A 15,704-nucleotide genomic window follows, 5' to 3' on the forward strand; every position below is an offset into this window, starting at 1 on the left:
CGCCGGTGAGTCCGACTATTGTCAGCGCGAGCACACTCTGGGCAGCAATAAGGCGGCCATTCCACTTTCGCACACTCACTGCGACCTATGACAGTGAATTTCATAGTAGGCAGCAGCGGCATGGATGTCGCTATCTCTGAGTGCACACCCGTTTGGCGATCCGTCTACTCCGCGATGCGTTGTGCTTGGTTCCGGTACTCCTTGGGTGGGACTCCGTAAACAGCGCGGAAGGCACGGGTGAAGTCGGCGGGGCGGGGGAAGCCCCAGCGGGCGGCGATGGCGTGGATAGGCGTGGTGCGCAGCGCCGCGTCGGCGAGGTCGCGGCGGGCGCGTTCAAGGCGCTGGTGGCGTATCCAGGCTGCAATCGTATCTTCCTCGTGTTGGAAGAGGCGATGCAGGTAGCTGGTGGAAATGTGGTGCGCGGCGGCGATGGTGCGTGGGGCCAGCTGCGGATCATACAAGTGGCTCCGGACGAAGGAACGGATGCGCAGGGCAAGAGTCAAAGTCTGACGGTGAGTTTCCGGCGTGAGCAGCTCCTCGGCCTCAAGGGCCTGAGCCAGGAACCCGGACAGCAGACCGAGCACGATTCCCCCTAACCGGGAGCCGTCGGAGGGATTGAAGGAGCCGGCGCCCGCCGTGATGCCGGCGAGGAACTGCGCCAGCAGAGAAGCAAAGCCTTCCCGTCCCGATATTGGGTGCCCGATCAGCTTGTTAACCGCGTTCCCGGCCGGTGCCAGCATTTTCTTGGGTACTACGACGCCCACTGATTCCACCGGACGCGCACGACCGATGGCGAGGCAGTCGAACGGTATCGAAGAGTCGAGCACACACAGGTCGCCAGGGCCGTATACGGCCTCCTGTCCACGCTGGACGATTCCCCTCCTCCCGTGGCTGACTACTGAGGTTGAACTCGTGGTGTCGTGGGTGCTGACGGGTCGACGCCTGTGCGGTATCACCGGTGCATGCGGTATCCACAAGGGGGCGGCCGGCCCCCGCGCGCCGCAGTCCGGCGGCGAACTGGTGCCGCCCACATCCAGTGGCTCGTGGGACGACTACGGCAGCGGCGACTACTACTACGTCGCCGGCTGCGGGACCAACTTGTACGCCCCCGTGTCGGCCGACTCGCTCACCGTCTACTACTGATCGGTAGTTCGCTGGGTCCCCGTGGCACACCGTGTCGCGGGGACCCAGCGCACAGAAGGGCTTCCCAATGCTGATGTCAAGCCGCTGCCGTGACAGGTGGTATGGCTTGGTAACACGCTCCGTCGCGGATCATGGCCCACAGGACATTGAGCCGACGGCGGGCGAGCGCCGGCAGCGCCTGCTTGTGTCCCTTGCCCTCGGCACGCTTGCGCGCATAGTAGGACTTCGAGGCCGACATGAGCACTCCTGCATCAGATGCCCGATGCTGCAGGTCTCACCACGCCAGCGGGCGCGTCTCGTCGAGATCATCCACAACCTCAACGACCGCATTGCCGAGGCCCGCATGAACGGGTGGCTTGGCGAAGTCCAGGGCCTCGAGGGCAGCCTGACCAAGGCCAAGGAGAAGCTCGCCGCTCTCGACAGGAGCCTGCGACGCATGCGCGGCAACGACCACGGTGTCACCGGTCTCGGTATGCCGAGCGTCGCGCGACCACGCTCATGACCACCACAGGACGGGTGCGAACCGCTGGTCAGGCAGGGCGCAATGAGGGATGCTGCCGGGCATGATCGACCGTGAGTACGCCAAGCGCGTAGCCCAGGAAGACCTGGACCGCAGATACTCGGGGCGCCTGATGGTGGCCGGGGTGGAGGCACATGAACTCGTCTGGATCGTCTACCAGACTGCGGAATACCTCCGAACCCGAGACCCAGGACAGTTTCTGGGCGGAAACGGGCCCTATCTGGTCGACCGCATCGACGGCGGTCCCCACCAGATCGGTCCGGTCTCCTACGCCACCGGAGAGTGGGAGGCCGACTACCGCCAGCGCATTCGAAAAATGCCCACACACACTGCCGTCGACAACCTGCACGACGAAGTCCGCCGAGCAGCGGAAGATCAAGGTCGGATCATCGCGATGCACCTGCTACGGCAGCGCGTCCCAAGCCTGGCTCACGGCGAAGTCATCGAGTACATAACCGCCTTGCAGACCGGTTCCGCGCCAGAGCATCTCGTTGCCATCGCCACCAGAGCCCTCGTTCCTCCTCTCCACCCGGTCCTCATGGTCGAGACGATCCAGCCCGGACGGAGCTGCGAGAGCTGAGCTCACATGGCCAGCCCGTAGTCCGGATAATCGTCACCCATCGCCTTGAATGCGACGCCCGGGCGGCGCAGCAGACCGCTGGCCACCTCGGCGGCGACGGTCTCGTCCCGGGTCAGCTCCTCGACCACCTTCACCTTGCCGGCGGGCGCGACCTTCGCGGCGACCGCGGGGCGCCGCAGGATGTCCGGAGCGATCGCTGCGGCGACCTCGTCCTCGCAGGACAGCTCCTCCACCGCCCTCACCTTGTCCGCGGGCTTGACCTGCGCGACCACAGCCGGACGGCGCAGCAGGTCCCCGGTCACAGTCGCCGCGACCTTCTCGTCCTTCGCAAGCGTGTGAATCTCACTGACCTTCTCCCGCGGGGTGACGGGCTTGACGACCTGGCGGCCCGCCCGCCGGTTCGCCTCGTCCGGCGTCCACCGCGACCACCCCTCCGGCGGGGTGCGGATCGCCTCGAACCGCTCCTTCTCGCCCGCGATCCCCGCCAGAATCCGGTGGACCGTGTAGCGCAACGGTCACCGTGCCCGTTCGCCGTACGTTTCCTTCCGGGCACGCCAGGCCCTCGGCACACACCGCCGCGAGCAGTAGACGGCGTTCGAGCGCCGGTCCACCCTCACCGCCCAAGTCGCCCCGCAGTCCGGTCGCACACCCGCCTTCCGGTCCGCCCGGCGCCCTCGGACACACGGCCAGCCTAGGCGCCAAGGCTACTGAACTTGATTGGATGATGTCGGTGCCGTTCGCCTGACAGCTGGCCGTCGGAGCCAGTAGCCGTGGGGTGTGAGGTACGCGCAGGGCGGCGGGCTGACCGACGCCGAGAGGACCACGCGGGAGCGATTGCGGCTCCAGACTGTGGAGCGTTTCGAGGGGGCTCCGTCGCGACCCCATAGTTCGACGGTGTACCGTCCGCTGACCGGGTCCTCGGGCAGTCGGCGTGCAGCACTGAAGCTGGGCAACGGCCCCAGGCCTGGGTCGCGTCCAGCCCTTCGGCTCGTCCTTGCGGCCCCGGTATTCACGGATCGCTTAGATCAGCCGGGACCGCCGGCCCGGCTTGTAGCAGGCCATACCCGCCATCGACACGCGTCCCGAGCCCCGGCCCCTCACCCTCACGACCGGGGACTATGGCGCGGAAGTGAGAGTCAGCAGGTGGGCGAGGCCTGTTCAGGCTTGGGGGAAGTCGGTGGTGGGGGCGGAGGCGGCGGTGGCGTCGAGGTTGGCTCGCAGGGCGTCGACCTTCGCGGTGGCGAAGGCGTGCGCGTCGGAGCCCAGCAGCTGACGCAGGGGGCCGTCTTCGAGGCCGGCGCGCTCGATGATGGCGGCGGCCGCCTTGACGGGGTCACCGAGCTGGTGGCCCTGAAGCCTGCGGTGGTCCTCGACCATGGCCCGAACGGCCGGGTAGTGCTCCGTGGTCTCGCTGGGCAGTGCCAGCGAGTCCGGAGTGAGGAAGGAGGTGCGGAAGTAGCCGGGCTCGACGACGGTGACCTTGATGCCGAAGTCCGCGACCTCGGCGGCGAGCGCCTCGCTCAGCCCCTCGAGCGCGAACTTGCCCGCGCAGTACAGCGCCCAGCCGGGCATCGTGGTCAGGCCCAGGATCGAGGAGACGTTGATGACGCGGCCCGCGCGCTGCTCACGCATGATGGGCAGCGCCGCGCGCAGCACGTTCCACACGCCGCCGACCTGGACGTCGAACATGTCTCGCACGGCCTTGTCGCTGGTCTCCTCGACGGCCGCGAGGTAGCCGTAGCCCGCGTTGTTGACGACGACGTCCAGCCGGCCGAAGCGCTCGGTGGTCCGGTGCACAGCACTTGCGACCTGGGTCTCGTCCGTCAGGTCCACGGTCAGCGCGAGGAGCCGGCTGGTGTCGACCGCGCTTCCCAGCGCGGTCGACAGGCGCTCGGCGGACCGGGTCGTAGCGGCCACGTTGCTGCCCTGGCCGAGCAGCTGCCGGACCAGTTCCAGCCCGATTCCGCGGGAGGTGCCGGTGACGAACCAGGTGGTGGGAGTGGTGGTGCCAGGCATGGGTGTTCCTCTTCCGTAGATGCCACGACGGGAAGCCGGAGCGGCTGCTGATCCGGCGCTGACTCGATCGTGGACCGCGGGACAGCGGTTGTGAGAGCCATGGCGGGCCCTGCGCACCCTAGGCCGCGCAGGGGTAGGACTGGCAGACCTTCCTTGGAGAGGCCGTCGTCGCTTTGTGCGGGACAGACTGTTCCTATGGCCTCCGTCAACCGCGAGCTCGCGGATTTCCTCAAGCGCTCCCGCGCCCAGTGCGATCCCGGGCGGGCAGGGCTGCCGCCGGACGACCGCGTCCGGCGCGTGCCCGGACTTCGGCGGGAGGAGGTCGCCCGCCTGGCGGGTGTGTCCGCTGATTACTACGCCCGCCTTGAACAGGGCCGCTCCATCAACCCCTCCCCCGCCGTGATCGAAGCTGTCGGGCACGCCCTGGGACTGGACGAGGCAGGCCTTGCTCACCTCAAGGATCTCGTCGGCGTCACCAGCAGCCGTCCCCCGTCGCGCACGCCCGGTGTCCAGCGCCTGCGCCCCGGGCTCCACCGGCTGCTGGACTGTCTGGACTCCGCTGTCCCCGCCCTGATCCTGGGGCGCCAGTCCGCCGTCCTGGGTGCGAACCAGATGGCCAGAGCCCTGTTCGCGGACTTCGATGCCATGCCGGCCGCCGAGCGCAACTACACCCGCTGGCTCTTCCTCGATCAGGACGCGCGCGACCTGTTCGTCGACTGGGACGTCCAGGCCCGCGCCGCGGTGGAGAACCTGCGTCTGGACGCGGTCCGCGAATCGGACCGGCAGGCCACGCAGGCGCTGGTCACCGAGCTGAGAGAGCGGAGCGGTGACTTCGGCCGCTGGTGGCAGCAGCACCGCGTGCACCAGCGCACTCATGGTTCCAAGCGGCTTCGGCACCCCCTGGTCGGTGAACTCACCGTGGAGTACGAAACGCTCTCGCTTCCCGGGGACAGCGAAACCACCCTGTTCCTCTACACCGCCGAACCCCGGTCGGCGTCCGCCCAGGCGCTGAGCCTGCTGGCCTCCTGGACGCTGGCGGGACCTTCGACAGCTCCGAGACGCTCGCGCGACTGAAACGCCGTTCATCGACGGTGATCCCACACCGAGACCGGCCAGGGGCCGTGCCGCCGCAGGCGACACCGACCGGACCCGCGGGTCAGGAGCGGCGGACGGCCACGACGCGGTAGGGCCGCCGCCGACCAGGCGGACCACGGTCGCGCCGTCCTGCACGCACGGGCGCCCTCCGCGTCCGGCGTGGGCCTGACGATGCGGCATCCGGTGTGTCCCGCGGGCCGGGTGCACTTCGCACGGTTCTCGAAGTCGATCGCGATCGAGGACGAGGTGGGGACCGGTAGGATGCCGTCGTCCTCGCGGCGTCCGCCTCGGGTGGGGGCCGGTCATGGGCGTCGGCGGTGAACGTCGACCGCGTCATTTCGCCCGTCACCGTCGCGGTCGCCCGTGCCTGCCGGGTGCCGCGGACCGTCACGAGACGCACCGCCGCAGCCGGCCCCGAGGGCTTGGTGGAGCGCCGGCACTGAGCAGTGTGTCCTGCGCCGACGGTTCAGAGCTGCGAACAAAAGTGGGCCCCGGCGCCCGGCACGCGCCCTCGCCGCGTTGCCGGAAGGCCCTGGTAGCTCCGCCACAAGGACCTTCCGGCGCCTTGCGACCGCACGCACCGGACACCGCCCGCTGACCGGAACCCACTTTTGTCCGCAGCTCTCAGACCGTGCCTGCCGGCTCCCCGGTGGGCTGGTGCTCGTCGAAATAGCGGACGATCGCGGGGTCGAGTGCGGGGACGTCGACCGGTGTGCCGTCGGAGCGCAGCGAGGTCGTCGCGGCGACCGCTGCGGCGACCGCCTCGCGGGCGGCCACGGGCGAGGTCTCCGTGGGGCCTCCGGCGGCGGCGAAGCGCAGGAACTCCTCGACAAGCGCCCGGTCCGCGCCGCCGTGCGTGTCCTCGGCCGGCGCCACGACCGGGACGGAGAGGTCGGCGTCGCCGCGGTAGCCGGAGCGGCGCCGGTTCCACACGTCGACCCGGGCGGGGTCGCCGTCGATGCCGTCGCCGAAGTTCTCCAGGCGGCCCTCGTCCCCGATGACCGTGTAGTTGCGCCAGTAGTCGGGCGTGAAATGGCATTGCTGGTAGCTGGCGAGCACGCCGTTGTCCAGCCGGGCCAGCATCATGCTGATGTCCTCGACGTCGACGACGGGGTTGAGGTCGCGCAGGGCGGACGGCGGCCAGATGTCCGGGTCGAACCAGTCGGGCATGCGCTGGCCGGGCGGTACGGTCTCGTGCGTGGCGCGGCGCGGGTTGTCGCCGTAGACGGCCAGGGCGCCCTGGGCGACGACGTTGCGGGAGTAGCCTCCAGCGAGCCAGTGGATGGCGTCGAGGTCGTGGGCGCCCTTCTGCAGCAGGAGACCGGTGGTGTTGGTGCGCTGCGCGTGCCAGTCCTTGAAGTAGAAGTCGCCGCCGTGGCCCACGAAGTGACGGCACCACACCGCGCGGACCCGGCCGATCGCGCCGTCGTCGATCAGGTCGCGCATCCGCCGCAGCATCGGCAGGTGGCGCAGGTTGTGACCCACGTAGAGCCGGGTGCGGGAGCGGAACGCGGCCTGAAGCAGCGCGTCGCAGTCGGGGACGGTGATGGTCAGCGGCTTCTCCACGAACACCGCCACGCCCGCGGCGAGGAAGAACAGCGCGGGCCGGGTGTGCAGATGGTCGGGGGTGAGGACGAACACGGCGTCCAGTTCGTCGTCGAGCATCCGCTCGTACCGGTCGTGCACCGCGACCTGGGCGCCGAACAGGCGCCTGGCGTCCTGCCGGCCCCTGGGGTCCGGATCGGCGCAGGACACGATCCGGGCGGTGTCCGAACGGTTCACCAGCGTGGCCAGGCCCGCGCGCTGGCCGACGCCGATCACGCCGACGCGCAGTTCCGGGGTCGCTGTCTGGTCACGGGTGCTCACTGGGTGGTCCCTTCGTTTCTGTTCACGTGACACGTACGGGCGCCGGCGCGCTCTGGTCCCACTGCTACCGGCGCGGCGCGGCCGGCGCGGCCAGGGCGTCGCTCAGCAGCCGCCTGTCGACCTCGTCGAGGGCCAGCCGCACCGCCCCCAGGGCCACGCTCTCGTCCCCGAGGGTGGAGGCGCGCAGCTCCGGCAGCCGCAGACAGTGCTTGGTGAGTTCGCGGCGCAGCGGGCCGAGAACGACGTCGGCGGATCGGGAGAACCCGCCGCCGTACACGACGACCTGGGGATCCAGGGCGAGTACGAGGGCGGCGACGCCGACCGCGAGGTCGCGGGTGTAGCGCCGGACGGCCGTGCGCGCGTTCCGGTCGCCGTCCCGGGCCGCCTGGAACACCCAGGCCGCCGCCTCGCCCGGCGCGGCCGTCGCCGGCACCCCGGGGCAGGACTGGAGATGGTTCGGCGCGCTGAGCCACCGTACGGCCTTGAGGGCGCCGATCTCTCCCGCGGCGCCGCCGTGTCCGCGGCGCAGGGTGCCGTCCAGGATGAGGCCGGCGCCGGTGCGCAGACCGGCGAGGAGGTAGACGATGTCGTCGGCGTCCTGCGCGACGCCGTTCCAGCGTTCGGCGACGGCTGCGAGCTTGCAGTCGTTCTCCACCTGGACGGGGCAGGAGAACCGGGCCGCGAGGTGGGCGGCCGGGTCGGCCTCGCTCCAGCCGGGCAGCGGGCTGGACAGCGAGGTCCTGCCGCTGCCGTCGACCGGACCGGTCACGCCGACGGTCACCGCCCAGATGTCGGCGGGGGCCATGCCCGCGCCGTGCAGCGCCTCGTCGATGACGCGGTCGACCGCGGCCAGCCGGGCCTCGGGCGGCGCTCCGGGATCGGCCGGGCGGCGCACGGTCCGCACCAGGTGGCCCTCCAGGTCGCTCAGGACGACGAGGATCTTGTGCACGCCGATGTCGATGCCGAGCACGTGCCCCGCGGTGGCGCGGAACCGGTAACGGCGGGCCGGCCGCCCCACCACGCTGCTGGCTTTCGGCTCCTCGACCTCCGCCCACCCGTCGGCGACCAGGCCCTGCACCAGGACGTCCACGGCGGGACGGGACAGCCCGGCCCGGCCGGCCAGTTCGGTGACCGTCGAGGGCGGGTTGCCGCGCAGTGCGCTCACGATCGACAGCTGGTTCATCTCGCGCATCCGGGACATGTCCGTTCCGGTCGTCGCCATGCTGGTGCTCCCTGGAGGTGTTGCCGTGACCATCGCCGGATAATGCTGAGCAGTTTACTAATAGGCGGCGGTCACCGTGTCCGCGTCCGGCGTCACGCGATCGGATACCGCTGCTCCGACTCCGGCGTCACGGCCGCGGTGAAGTCCACCTCCCGCCCGTCGAGCGCGAACCGGTAGCGGCCGAGTCTGCGCACCTCGGGGCGGGTGGTCAAGTAGGCCGTCATCGCCTCCAGTTCGTCGGGGTGCAGCCACCCCGGCGGGTCGGACACCGCCCGGAACCCGCAGATGTCGGCCAGGTCCCGCAGCAGGCCCTGCTGCTGCTCGGTCAGCAGGTTGAGGCGGCTGCGGAAGTACACGACGTCCGGGTCGACCTCCAGCAGCGGCGACTGCCACAGCCGGTGCAGGGTGTTGACGACGGCGTTGCGGGCGAGGGCGTCCGAGGGGTCCCGGGTGGCGTAGTGCTCCCACAGCGGGGCGACGTCCGGGCCGCTGCGGATGCCGTCGACCAGTCCCAGGGAGGGCAGCAGCGGGGCGCCGCTGCCGAGCAGGTAGGCGTCCGGTCCCGTCGCCTCCCGGATGATCTCCAGGCCGGTCCGGCAGGCCGCTTCGCGCCCGGTGTCCAGGGACCGGACGCCGGGTGCCGCGCCGGCGCCGACGAAGTCGAGCTTGAGATAGGTGTACCCCCACTCCCGGCTGACCCGGTGGATCGTCTCCCGCAGATGGTGCTGCGCCGCGGGCAGGGTGAGGTCGAGGGCGAAGTAGCCGGTGCCCCAGTTGTGGCCGGCCACCACCGGCTCCCCGGCAGCGTCGCGCAGCAGCAGCTCGGGCCGCTCCCGCGCGGTGCGGGAGCCGGGCAGCACGATGAACGGGGCGATCCACAGGCCGGGCCGCAGGCCGGCTTCCTTGATCCGGTCGGCCAGCGCCCGCATGCCGGAGGGGAACTTGTCGTTGGCCTGCCAGTCGCCCACCGCGCGCTCCCAGCCGTCGTCGATCTGGACGACGTCGAAGGGCAGGCCGCGCAGGGCGGCGATGTCTTTGGTGAGCTGCTCCTCGGTGATGTCCTCGTAGTACGCGTACCAGCTGCACCACACGTTGCCCGCGCGCTTGCGGCTGTGCCCCAGCCGCTGCCCGAGGTGCCGGGCGTAGGCGGCGAACACCTCCTGCTCGTCGCCGTGGGCGAGGAACCAGGGCGCCCCGTCGCGCTCGTACCAGCCGACGAGGGTGTCCCGGTCGGCGGTCAGGCGCGGGATGTCCGGGCCGAGCGCGCCCAGCAGCAGTACCCGTCCGTCGGGTCCCTGGAGGGCGGCGACGGCGGAGGAGTGGTGGCGGGCGGGGTCGTCCCACACGGTGTCGTCGGCGGTCAGCCGGCGCTCGGCGCTCTCGATGCGCAAGGGTGTCTCGGAGAGCCGGCGCCAGCCACACGGACTCCACGAGTTGTGTCCGTGCCGGTAGAACAGCGCGTCGCCGAGGCCGTGCAGGACGGCGGCGCGTCCGGGCGGCAGCAGCAGACCTCCGTCGACGGCCTGGGGCGGTGCGTCGCCTTCGAGCTCGACGGCGAGGGTGCGCCCGTCGAGTTCTACGAGCTGGGCCATGGATCTCCTTGGTGTGAGGGTGGGGCGGGCAGTGCCGGAGGCGCTACCGGGCTACCGGAGCAGGCCGTTGACCTTCTTGTTGGCCGATCTCAGCGCGGCCTCGGGGCTGTTTTGGCCGAGGATCGCCGACTGGATGGCGTCCTGCACGAGGGGGCCGATCTCGGTGCCGCGTTCGGTGACGGGCAGCAGGAAGGTGCCGTTCTTCGCCGTGGCGGCGTCGGTGAAGACGTGCACGTCCTCGCCCTTGGCCTCGTGTCCGGCGAGCGCCTTCCGGCTGGAGCTCTTGAGCGCGGGGAAGACGACGCCGTGTTCGGCGACGATGTCCTGGCAGTCGGCGGAGGCCAGGAACTTCACCCACTTCCAGGCCTCTTCCTTGTGCTTCGACCCGGCCCAGACGGCGTCCGACAGGCCGTTGATGGAAGTCTTGCGGCCCTCCGGTCCGATGGGCAGCGGGACGTAGGCGAACTTCCCCTTCAGCCGGGGGGCGAGGTAGGTGGACACGGTGAAGGAGCCCGCGACCGTCATCGCGCCCTTTCCGGCGATGAGCAGTTCGGAGTTGGCGAGGCTCGACTTCTGGTCCAGGCGGGGTGCGTACCCTTTGTCGATGAGCCGCTTGAACCAGGCGATGGTCTCGGCGAGCTTGGGGTCGTCGTACCGGTAGTGGGTGCCCCACGGGTTCTTGTCGAGGTAGGAGAAGCCGTTGGAGGCGGCGAGCAGGCCCCAGCCGTTCTGCCCCTGGGAGCCGTCGGCCCACTCGGTCAGGAAGCCGTAGGTCTTCACGTGGTTCTTGTCGAAGGCCGGATCGAGGCCGTTGCGGCCGTGGGTGTCGACGGTGGCCCGGGCGATGGTCTGCTCCAGGGTGCCGCCGTCGTCGGGGTTCCAGGTCAGGGAGTCGAGGCGGCCGGTGTCCACGCCCTGCTGCTCGAGCAGGTCGGTGTTGTAGACGATGGCCATGGTGTCCCAGTCCTTCGGCAGACCGTAGCGCTTGCCGTCCTTCACCCAGATGTCGGTGAGGCCCGGCTGGTAGGCGGACAGGTCGACCTGGTCCCGTTCGACGTAGGGCTGGAGGTCGAGGAGCTGTCTGCCGGCGGCGTACGTCGGATAGTAGGTGCTCTGGTCGGTCCAGACGTCGGGGGCCTCACCGGAGACCAGTTCGGTGGTCAGGTTCTGCCAGTACTGGGACCACGCGGTCTGCGTGATCTTCACGGTGATGCCGGGGTTGGCCCGCTGGAAGGCGTTCGCGCACTCCTGGTAGGCGGGCACCTGGAGGTCGTCCCACAGCCAGTAGTTCAGGGTCGTCCGCCCGTCGGCCGCGGTGCCGGAGCCGGCGCAGGAGACGAGGGTGGCGGTGGCGGTCAGGCACAGCAGGGCCGCGCCGACGCGCGAGTGTCTGGGGCTCATCGAGGGGCCTTTCCGGGACGTGCGGGGTGGGCGGCAGTCACTTCATGCCGGTGAAGTTGAGGGACTCGACCAGCCGGCGGCCGAGCAGCATCAGCAGCACCAGGACGGGCAGCACCGACAGGGCGGAGCCGGCCATCAGACCGGTCCAGTCCGGCTGGGCGTTGGGCGACTGCTGCTGGAAGATGCCGAGGGCGACGGTGAGCACCCGGGTCTGCTCCTCGCGGCCGGACAGCAGCGGCCACAGGTAGTCCTTCCAGGCCCACACGGTGGTGGTGAGCCCGATGGTGAGCAGCGGCCCGCGGGTCATGGGCATCACCACCCGCCAGAACAGCCCCCAGGGTCCCACTCCGTCCAGGACGGCCGCTTCCTCCACCTCGCGGGGCACGGACAGGAAGAACTGCCGCAGGAAGAAGACCGCGAACGGGGTCATCAGCACGCTCGGCGCGACCATGCCGACGAAGGTGTTCAGCCAGCCCAGGTCTTTCACCAGGACGAAGTTGGGCAGCACGGTGAAGATCGGAGGCACCATCAGCGCGGCGATCAGCACCCCGAACACCAGGTCCCGGCCGGGGAAACGCAGCCGGGCGAAGGTGTACCCGGCCATCGCGCAGAACAGCGTCTGCAGCACCGCGATCAGCCCGCTGTAGACGACGGAGTTGAGCAGGTAGCGCAGGAAGTCCACCTGGGCGCCCGACCCTCCGGCGGCCATCGCCTCCTTCTGACTGGTGAGTCCCAGCACCCGCAGGAAGTTGATCATCGTCGGATGGTCGGGGACGAGGCCGGTGGAGTCGGTGTAGAGGTCGGCCGCCGGGTGAGGGCGGTGCGGACCATCCAGTAGAACGGGAAGACGGTCAGGAACAGGGCGACGACGAGCACCGCCCACGCGACGACCCGGCCGGGCGAGAGCTTCTTGCGGGTGTGGGTACGAGTACGGCTCATGGTGTGCCTCTCCTCTCAGGCCAGGTCCGAGCGGGAGGCCCGCAGCAGGCGCATCTGTACGGCGGTCAGCAGGCCCAGGATCAGCGCGAGCACCACGGCGACGGCGGAGGCGTAGCCCATGTGGAAGTAGGTGAAGGCCTGTTCGTAGATGTAGAAGTAGATGACCTGCGTGGCTCCGACCGGGCCGCCCTTGGTGGTCACCGCGATCGTGTCGAAGATCTGGAAGGACCCGATGAGCGACACCACCAGCACGAGCGACAGCACCGGCCGCAGCAGCGGAAGGGTGACCTTGGTGAACATGCGCCACTCCCCGGCGCCGTCCAGTGAGGCACTCTCGTACAGGTACTGCGGGACCTGGAGCATTCCGGCGTACAGCAGCAGTGCCGTGTAGCCGGTGTACGCCCACGTGTTGACGCCGGCGACGGCCGGCATCGCCCAGTCCGGTGAGGTGAAGAAGCCGTTGGTGCTCAGGCCGAGCGCGCCGAGGACGTGGCTGACCAGGCCCAGGTTGGCGTCGAGCAGCCACATCCACAGCAGACCCACGGTGACGTTCGGCACCAGCCAGGGCACCAGCAGTATCGCGCGCAGCGCGACCGACCGGGTCAGCCGGTGCATGAGCGTCGCCAGGAGCAGTGCCAGCACGGTCTGCGAACCGATGTTGAGCACGACGTAGTAGGCGGTGACCTTCAGCGCGTTCCAGAACTGCTCGTCACCGATCAGCTCGCCGTAGTTGTCCGCGCCGACGAAGTCCGGTGCGGCGATCAGGCTGTAGTCGGTGAGCGAGTAGTACACGCCGCGCAGCGTCGGATACGCGTAGAACAGCGCGAATCCCACCAGTACGGGGGCCAGGAACAGCCACGCCGCCTTCCGGTCGTCGCGGGGGCGGCGGCTGCGGTCCGGCGCCCGGGGCGCCCCGCCCGGCGGAGGTCCGGCGTTCTCGTGCGGTGGCGGTCCGTCACTCTCGTGCGGTGGCGCAACTGCGGTCTCCGCGCCCATGGTTCCCTCCGAAGGGATCTGCGCCGCACCTCTTGCCAGTGGGGCACCGTGGACACATATTGATGAGCAACAGTGAAACTTTGTCAATGCTGCCGCATAACGAAGCGACACTGGGACGACATTCCCCTTCCGTCTCCGGAGGCCGTCACCATGCGCACCTTCGCACCCCGCGGCAGATCGCTGCTGGCCGCGCTCTGTTCGTCCGCCGTCGCCCTGTCCCTCGCCGTCGTGCCGTTCACCGCCGAGGCCTCCGACAGGGCCGGGACCGCCGCCGTGGCCGCGGCCGCCGCCCAGGGCGTGCCCGCCCGCCCGGCGCCCGGCCCGGCCCCGGACCCCTCCCTCCCGGTCCACGCCCTCACCCGCGCCGACGCGCCCCTGGACAACCCGCTCAAGGGATTCGCCCGCTTCTACCAGCCCGGCGCCGACCAGAACACCGGCTACCCGCACGCACTGACCTGGAGCTACTTCGGCCTGTCCGAGGTCATGACGGACCCGTCGGACTGCCGCAGTTACGACTGGAGCGTCCTGGACCGCGCCCTCGACGAGAGTGCCTCCTACGGCAACCAGACCGCGTTGCGCTTCTATCTGGAGTATCCCGGCGACCCGGGCAACCACCCCTCCAACGCGATTCCGCACTGCTTCGACGGGCACGTCGACTACCGCACCAACACCCGGTGGGACACCACCAGCCCCGACTACGACAACGCGTATCTCCTCGACGGACTGAAGGACTTCATCGCCGCGTTCGGCGCCCGCTACGACGGCGACCCGCGCATCGGCTTCATCCACATGGGCCTGATCGGCCTCTGGGGCGAGTGGCACACCTGGCCCTACGACACCGACACCAGCGCGGACTCCTACCCGGACTACATGCCCACCGACGCCCACGGCGCCGAGATCATACGGGCCTACACCGACGCCTTCCCCCGTACCAAGCTGGAGGTGCGGTACCCGGACTCGGCAGGCGGCGCCGCTGCCGGCCTGCCGTCCGTCGGCTTCCACGACGACTCCTTCTGCTTCCGCGAGGGCAGCCCGCTCGCCGGTGTCACCCTGCCCGGGTCGATGGGCGGCGCCTCGTACTCGCAGCTCCAGCGAGCCGTGGAACGAGGGGTGGAGAACCGCTGGACCACCGCCTCCATGGGCGGTGAGGTCCGCCCCGAAATCCAGTCCAGGGCGTTCAGCAACTGGCCCGCCGGCTCCGGTGACGTCGACGACATGAAGGCGTGCGTCGAACTGGAGCACACCACCTGGAAGATGAACGAGGGCAGCGCCGCCTACTCCGCCGGCGACCCCAAGGTGGGCGAGGCGGTCCGGCTGATGGGCTACGACCTCACCGTCGACCGTGCCTACTTCCACGACACCGCACAGGGCACCACCACCGTCGGCGTCCGCATCGGCAACGACGGTGTGGCCCCCTTCTACTACCCCTGGAAGGTCAGCCTCGGCCTCAAGGACTCATCAGGCAAAGTCGTCAAGACCTGGGACACCCCCTGGGACCTGCGCACGGTCATGCCGAAGAAGATCCGCGCCTTCCCCGACTGGGGCGTGGGCTCCGACCCCACCTACCTCGACTACGGCTACGACCGTTACTTCGACGCCGGCATCGACCTCACCGGGGTCACCACCGGCGGCTACCGGCTCGTCATGAAGGCCAGGAACCCGCTGGAAGGCATCAGTTCCAAGGCCAAGAAGCTGCGGTTCGCCGACGCCGGGCAGAACGCCGACGGCTGGCTGGACCTGGGCGCCATGACCGTCGGTGCCGGCGGCGGCACCGGCACCGCCTCCTACGAGGCCGAGGCCGCCGGCAACACCCTCACGGGCACCGCCGTGGTCGCCGACTGCGCGGGCTGCTCCGGCGGCGCCAAGGTCGGCTACCTCGGCAACGGCGCGACCCTCACCTTCCGGAACATCGACGGCGGCACCGGCGGCACCCGGCAGGTGACCCTGCACTACGCGACGGCACAGGCCCGCTCGGCCACCGTCCGAGTCGGCGGCGGCACCGCTCGGACCGTCTCCTTCAGCCCCACCTCCGACTGGACCACACCGGGCACCGTCACCCTCGCCCTCGACCTGGACAGCGGCACGGACAACACGCTCACACTCGCCAACGCCTCCGGCTGGGCACCCGACATCGACCGGATCACGGTGAGCTGACCGGCGCGGCGGCGCCGCTTGCCGCGGACACGCCCATCGCCCCGATCGGTCATGGAGGGTGAGGCGCCGCCACCCATCGCGAACTGCGGCGACCGTTCCTGGCCGTCGCTCGCCCAGAAGCAGGACGGCGGCCCTCCTGCCGCACCCGGATGCCGGCGAGTGAGAAGGGGTCGGATGTGA

12 protein-coding genes and 3 pseudogenes are annotated in these 15,704 nt (G+C 70.0%); 5 read left to right on the top strand and 10 right to left on the bottom strand.

What is annotated here, in order from left to right:
- Nucleotides 1-164: 164 nt before the first annotated feature.
- On the bottom strand, nt 165-1,031 hold the full coding sequence (locus AC6I72_RS00230) for an AraC family transcriptional regulator (protein WP_497998487.1): 867 nt from the start codon (nt 1,029-1,031) through the stop codon (nt 165-167).
- Here AC6I72_RS00230 and AC6I72_RS00235 point away from each other — a divergent pair.
- Nucleotides 925-1,143, top strand: a complete 219-nt coding sequence (locus tag AC6I72_RS00235; RefSeq protein ID WP_498004874.1) for a hypothetical protein — start codon at nt 925-927, stop codon at nt 1,141-1,143. The two genes, AC6I72_RS00230 and AC6I72_RS00235, sit on opposite strands and share 107 nt — an antisense overlap.
- A 76-nt stretch (nt 1,144-1,219) precedes the next feature.
- On the opposite strand, the pseudogene AC6I72_RS00240 reads toward AC6I72_RS00235, so the two are convergent.
- Nucleotides 1,220-1,375, bottom strand: a pseudogene (locus AC6I72_RS00240) (IS110 family transposase); the annotation flags it as partial.
- A gap of 30 nt (nt 1,376-1,405) precedes the next feature.
- Between AC6I72_RS00240 and AC6I72_RS00245 the strand changes: the two are divergent.
- Nucleotides 1,406-1,645: a hypothetical protein gene (locus AC6I72_RS00245; RefSeq protein WP_497998488.1), complete on the top strand. Its 240-nt coding sequence runs from the start codon at nt 1,406-1,408 to the stop codon at nt 1,643-1,645.
- Between the two features lie 61 nt (nt 1,646-1,706).
- Nucleotides 1,707-2,243 carry a YrhB domain-containing protein gene (locus AC6I72_RS00250; RefSeq protein WP_497998490.1) on the top strand — a complete coding sequence of 179 codons (537 nt, stop codon included), beginning with the start codon at nt 1,707-1,709 and terminating at the stop codon, nt 2,241-2,243.
- Between the two features lie 29 nt (nt 2,244-2,272).
- Here the strand turns inward: AC6I72_RS00250 and AC6I72_RS00255 are convergent.
- Both AC6I72_RS00255 and AC6I72_RS00260 read right to left on the bottom strand, forming a co-directional pair.
- Nucleotides 2,273-2,749: pseudogene (locus AC6I72_RS00255) on the bottom strand (DUF6192 family protein); the annotation flags it as partial.
- 652 nt (nt 2,750-3,401) lie between these two features.
- Nucleotides 3,402-4,259 carry an SDR family NAD(P)-dependent oxidoreductase gene (locus AC6I72_RS00260; RefSeq protein WP_497998491.1) on the bottom strand — a complete coding sequence of 286 codons (858 nt, stop codon included), beginning with the start codon at nt 4,257-4,259 and terminating at the stop codon, nt 3,402-3,404.
- 195 nt (nt 4,260-4,454) lie between these two features.
- On the opposite strand from AC6I72_RS00260, the gene AC6I72_RS00265 reads away from it, so the two are divergent.
- On the top strand, nt 4,455-5,333 hold the full coding sequence (locus AC6I72_RS00265; RefSeq protein WP_497998492.1) for a helix-turn-helix transcriptional regulator: 879 nt from the start codon (nt 4,455-4,457) through the stop codon (nt 5,331-5,333).
- A gap of 645 nt (nt 5,334-5,978) precedes the next feature.
- On the opposite strand, the gene AC6I72_RS00270 is transcribed toward AC6I72_RS00265, so the two are convergent.
- The 6 genes and pseudogenes from AC6I72_RS00270 to AC6I72_RS00295 all read right to left on the bottom strand — a co-directional run bounded on the left by AC6I72_RS00270 (nt 5,979) and on the right by AC6I72_RS00295 (nt 13,370).
- Nucleotides 5,979-7,220: a Gfo/Idh/MocA family protein gene (locus AC6I72_RS00270; protein WP_497998493.1), complete on the bottom strand. Its 1,242-nt coding sequence runs from the start codon at nt 7,218-7,220 to the stop codon at nt 5,979-5,981.
- Nucleotides 7,221-7,284: 64 nt separating this feature from the next.
- On the bottom strand, nt 7,285-8,442 hold the full coding sequence (locus AC6I72_RS00275; RefSeq protein ID WP_497998494.1) for an ROK family protein: 1,158 nt from the start codon (nt 8,440-8,442) through the stop codon (nt 7,285-7,287).
- A gap of 92 nt (nt 8,443-8,534) precedes the next feature.
- Nucleotides 8,535-10,034, bottom strand: a complete 1,500-nt coding sequence (locus AC6I72_RS00280; protein WP_497998495.1) for a glycoside hydrolase family 36 protein — start codon at nt 10,032-10,034, stop codon at nt 8,535-8,537.
- A gap of 51 nt (nt 10,035-10,085) precedes the next feature.
- Nucleotides 10,086-11,435 (bottom strand): ABC transporter substrate-binding protein, encoded by a 1,350-nt coding sequence (locus AC6I72_RS00285; RefSeq protein ID WP_497998497.1) that lies wholly within the window; start codon nt 11,433-11,435, stop codon nt 10,086-10,088.
- A 37-nt stretch (nt 11,436-11,472) separates the two neighbouring features.
- Nucleotides 11,473-12,374 (bottom strand): annotated as a pseudogene (locus AC6I72_RS00290) (carbohydrate ABC transporter permease).
- A 15-nt stretch (nt 12,375-12,389) separates the two neighbouring features.
- Nucleotides 12,390-13,370, bottom strand: coding sequence for a carbohydrate ABC transporter permease (locus AC6I72_RS00295; protein WP_497998499.1), 981 nt, complete (start codon nt 13,368-13,370; stop codon nt 12,390-12,392).
- A 150-nt stretch (nt 13,371-13,520) separates the two neighbouring features.
- Between AC6I72_RS00295 and AC6I72_RS00300 the strand changes: the two genes are divergently transcribed.
- On the top strand, nt 13,521-15,524 hold the full coding sequence (locus AC6I72_RS00300) for a carbohydrate-binding protein (protein ID WP_497998500.1): 2,004 nt from the start codon (nt 13,521-13,523) through the stop codon (nt 15,522-15,524).
- Nucleotides 15,525-15,704 lie beyond the last annotated feature (180 nt).

It is taken from the genome of Streptomyces sp. Xyl84 (assembly GCF_059731885.1).

What these genes read in the sequence shown, in the direction of transcription:
- AC6I72_RS00245 (WP_497998488.1), top strand. Translation starts at nt 1,406, where the DNA reads ATGCTGCAGGTCTCACCACGCCAGCGGGCGCGTCTCGTCGAGATCATC.
- AC6I72_RS00250 (WP_497998490.1), top strand. Translation starts at nt 1,707, where the DNA reads ATGATCGACCGTGAGTACGCCAAGCGCGTAGCCCAGGAAGACCTGGAC.
- AC6I72_RS00260 (WP_497998491.1), bottom strand. Translation starts at nt 4,259, where the DNA reads ATGCCTGGCACCACCACTCCCACCACCTGGTTCGTCACCGGCACCTCC.
- AC6I72_RS00265 (WP_497998492.1), top strand. Translation starts at nt 4,455, where the DNA reads ATGGCCTCCGTCAACCGCGAGCTCGCGGATTTCCTCAAGCGCTCCCGC.
- AC6I72_RS00275 (WP_497998494.1), bottom strand. Translation starts at nt 8,442, where the DNA reads ATGGCGACGACCGGAACGGACATGTCCCGGATGCGCGAGATGAACCAG.
- AC6I72_RS00280 (WP_497998495.1), bottom strand. Translation starts at nt 10,034, where the DNA reads ATGGCCCAGCTCGTAGAACTCGACGGGCGCACCCTCGCCGTCGAGCTC.
- AC6I72_RS00285 (WP_497998497.1), bottom strand. Translation starts at nt 11,435, where the DNA reads ATGAGCCCCAGACACTCGCGCGTCGGCGCGGCCCTGCTGTGCCTGACC.
- AC6I72_RS00295 (WP_497998499.1), bottom strand. Translation starts at nt 13,370, where the DNA reads ATGGGCGCGGAGACCGCAGTTGCGCCACCGCACGAGAGTGACGGACCG.
- AC6I72_RS00300 (WP_497998500.1), top strand. Translation starts at nt 13,521, where the DNA reads ATGCGCACCTTCGCACCCCGCGGCAGATCGCTGCTGGCCGCGCTCTGT.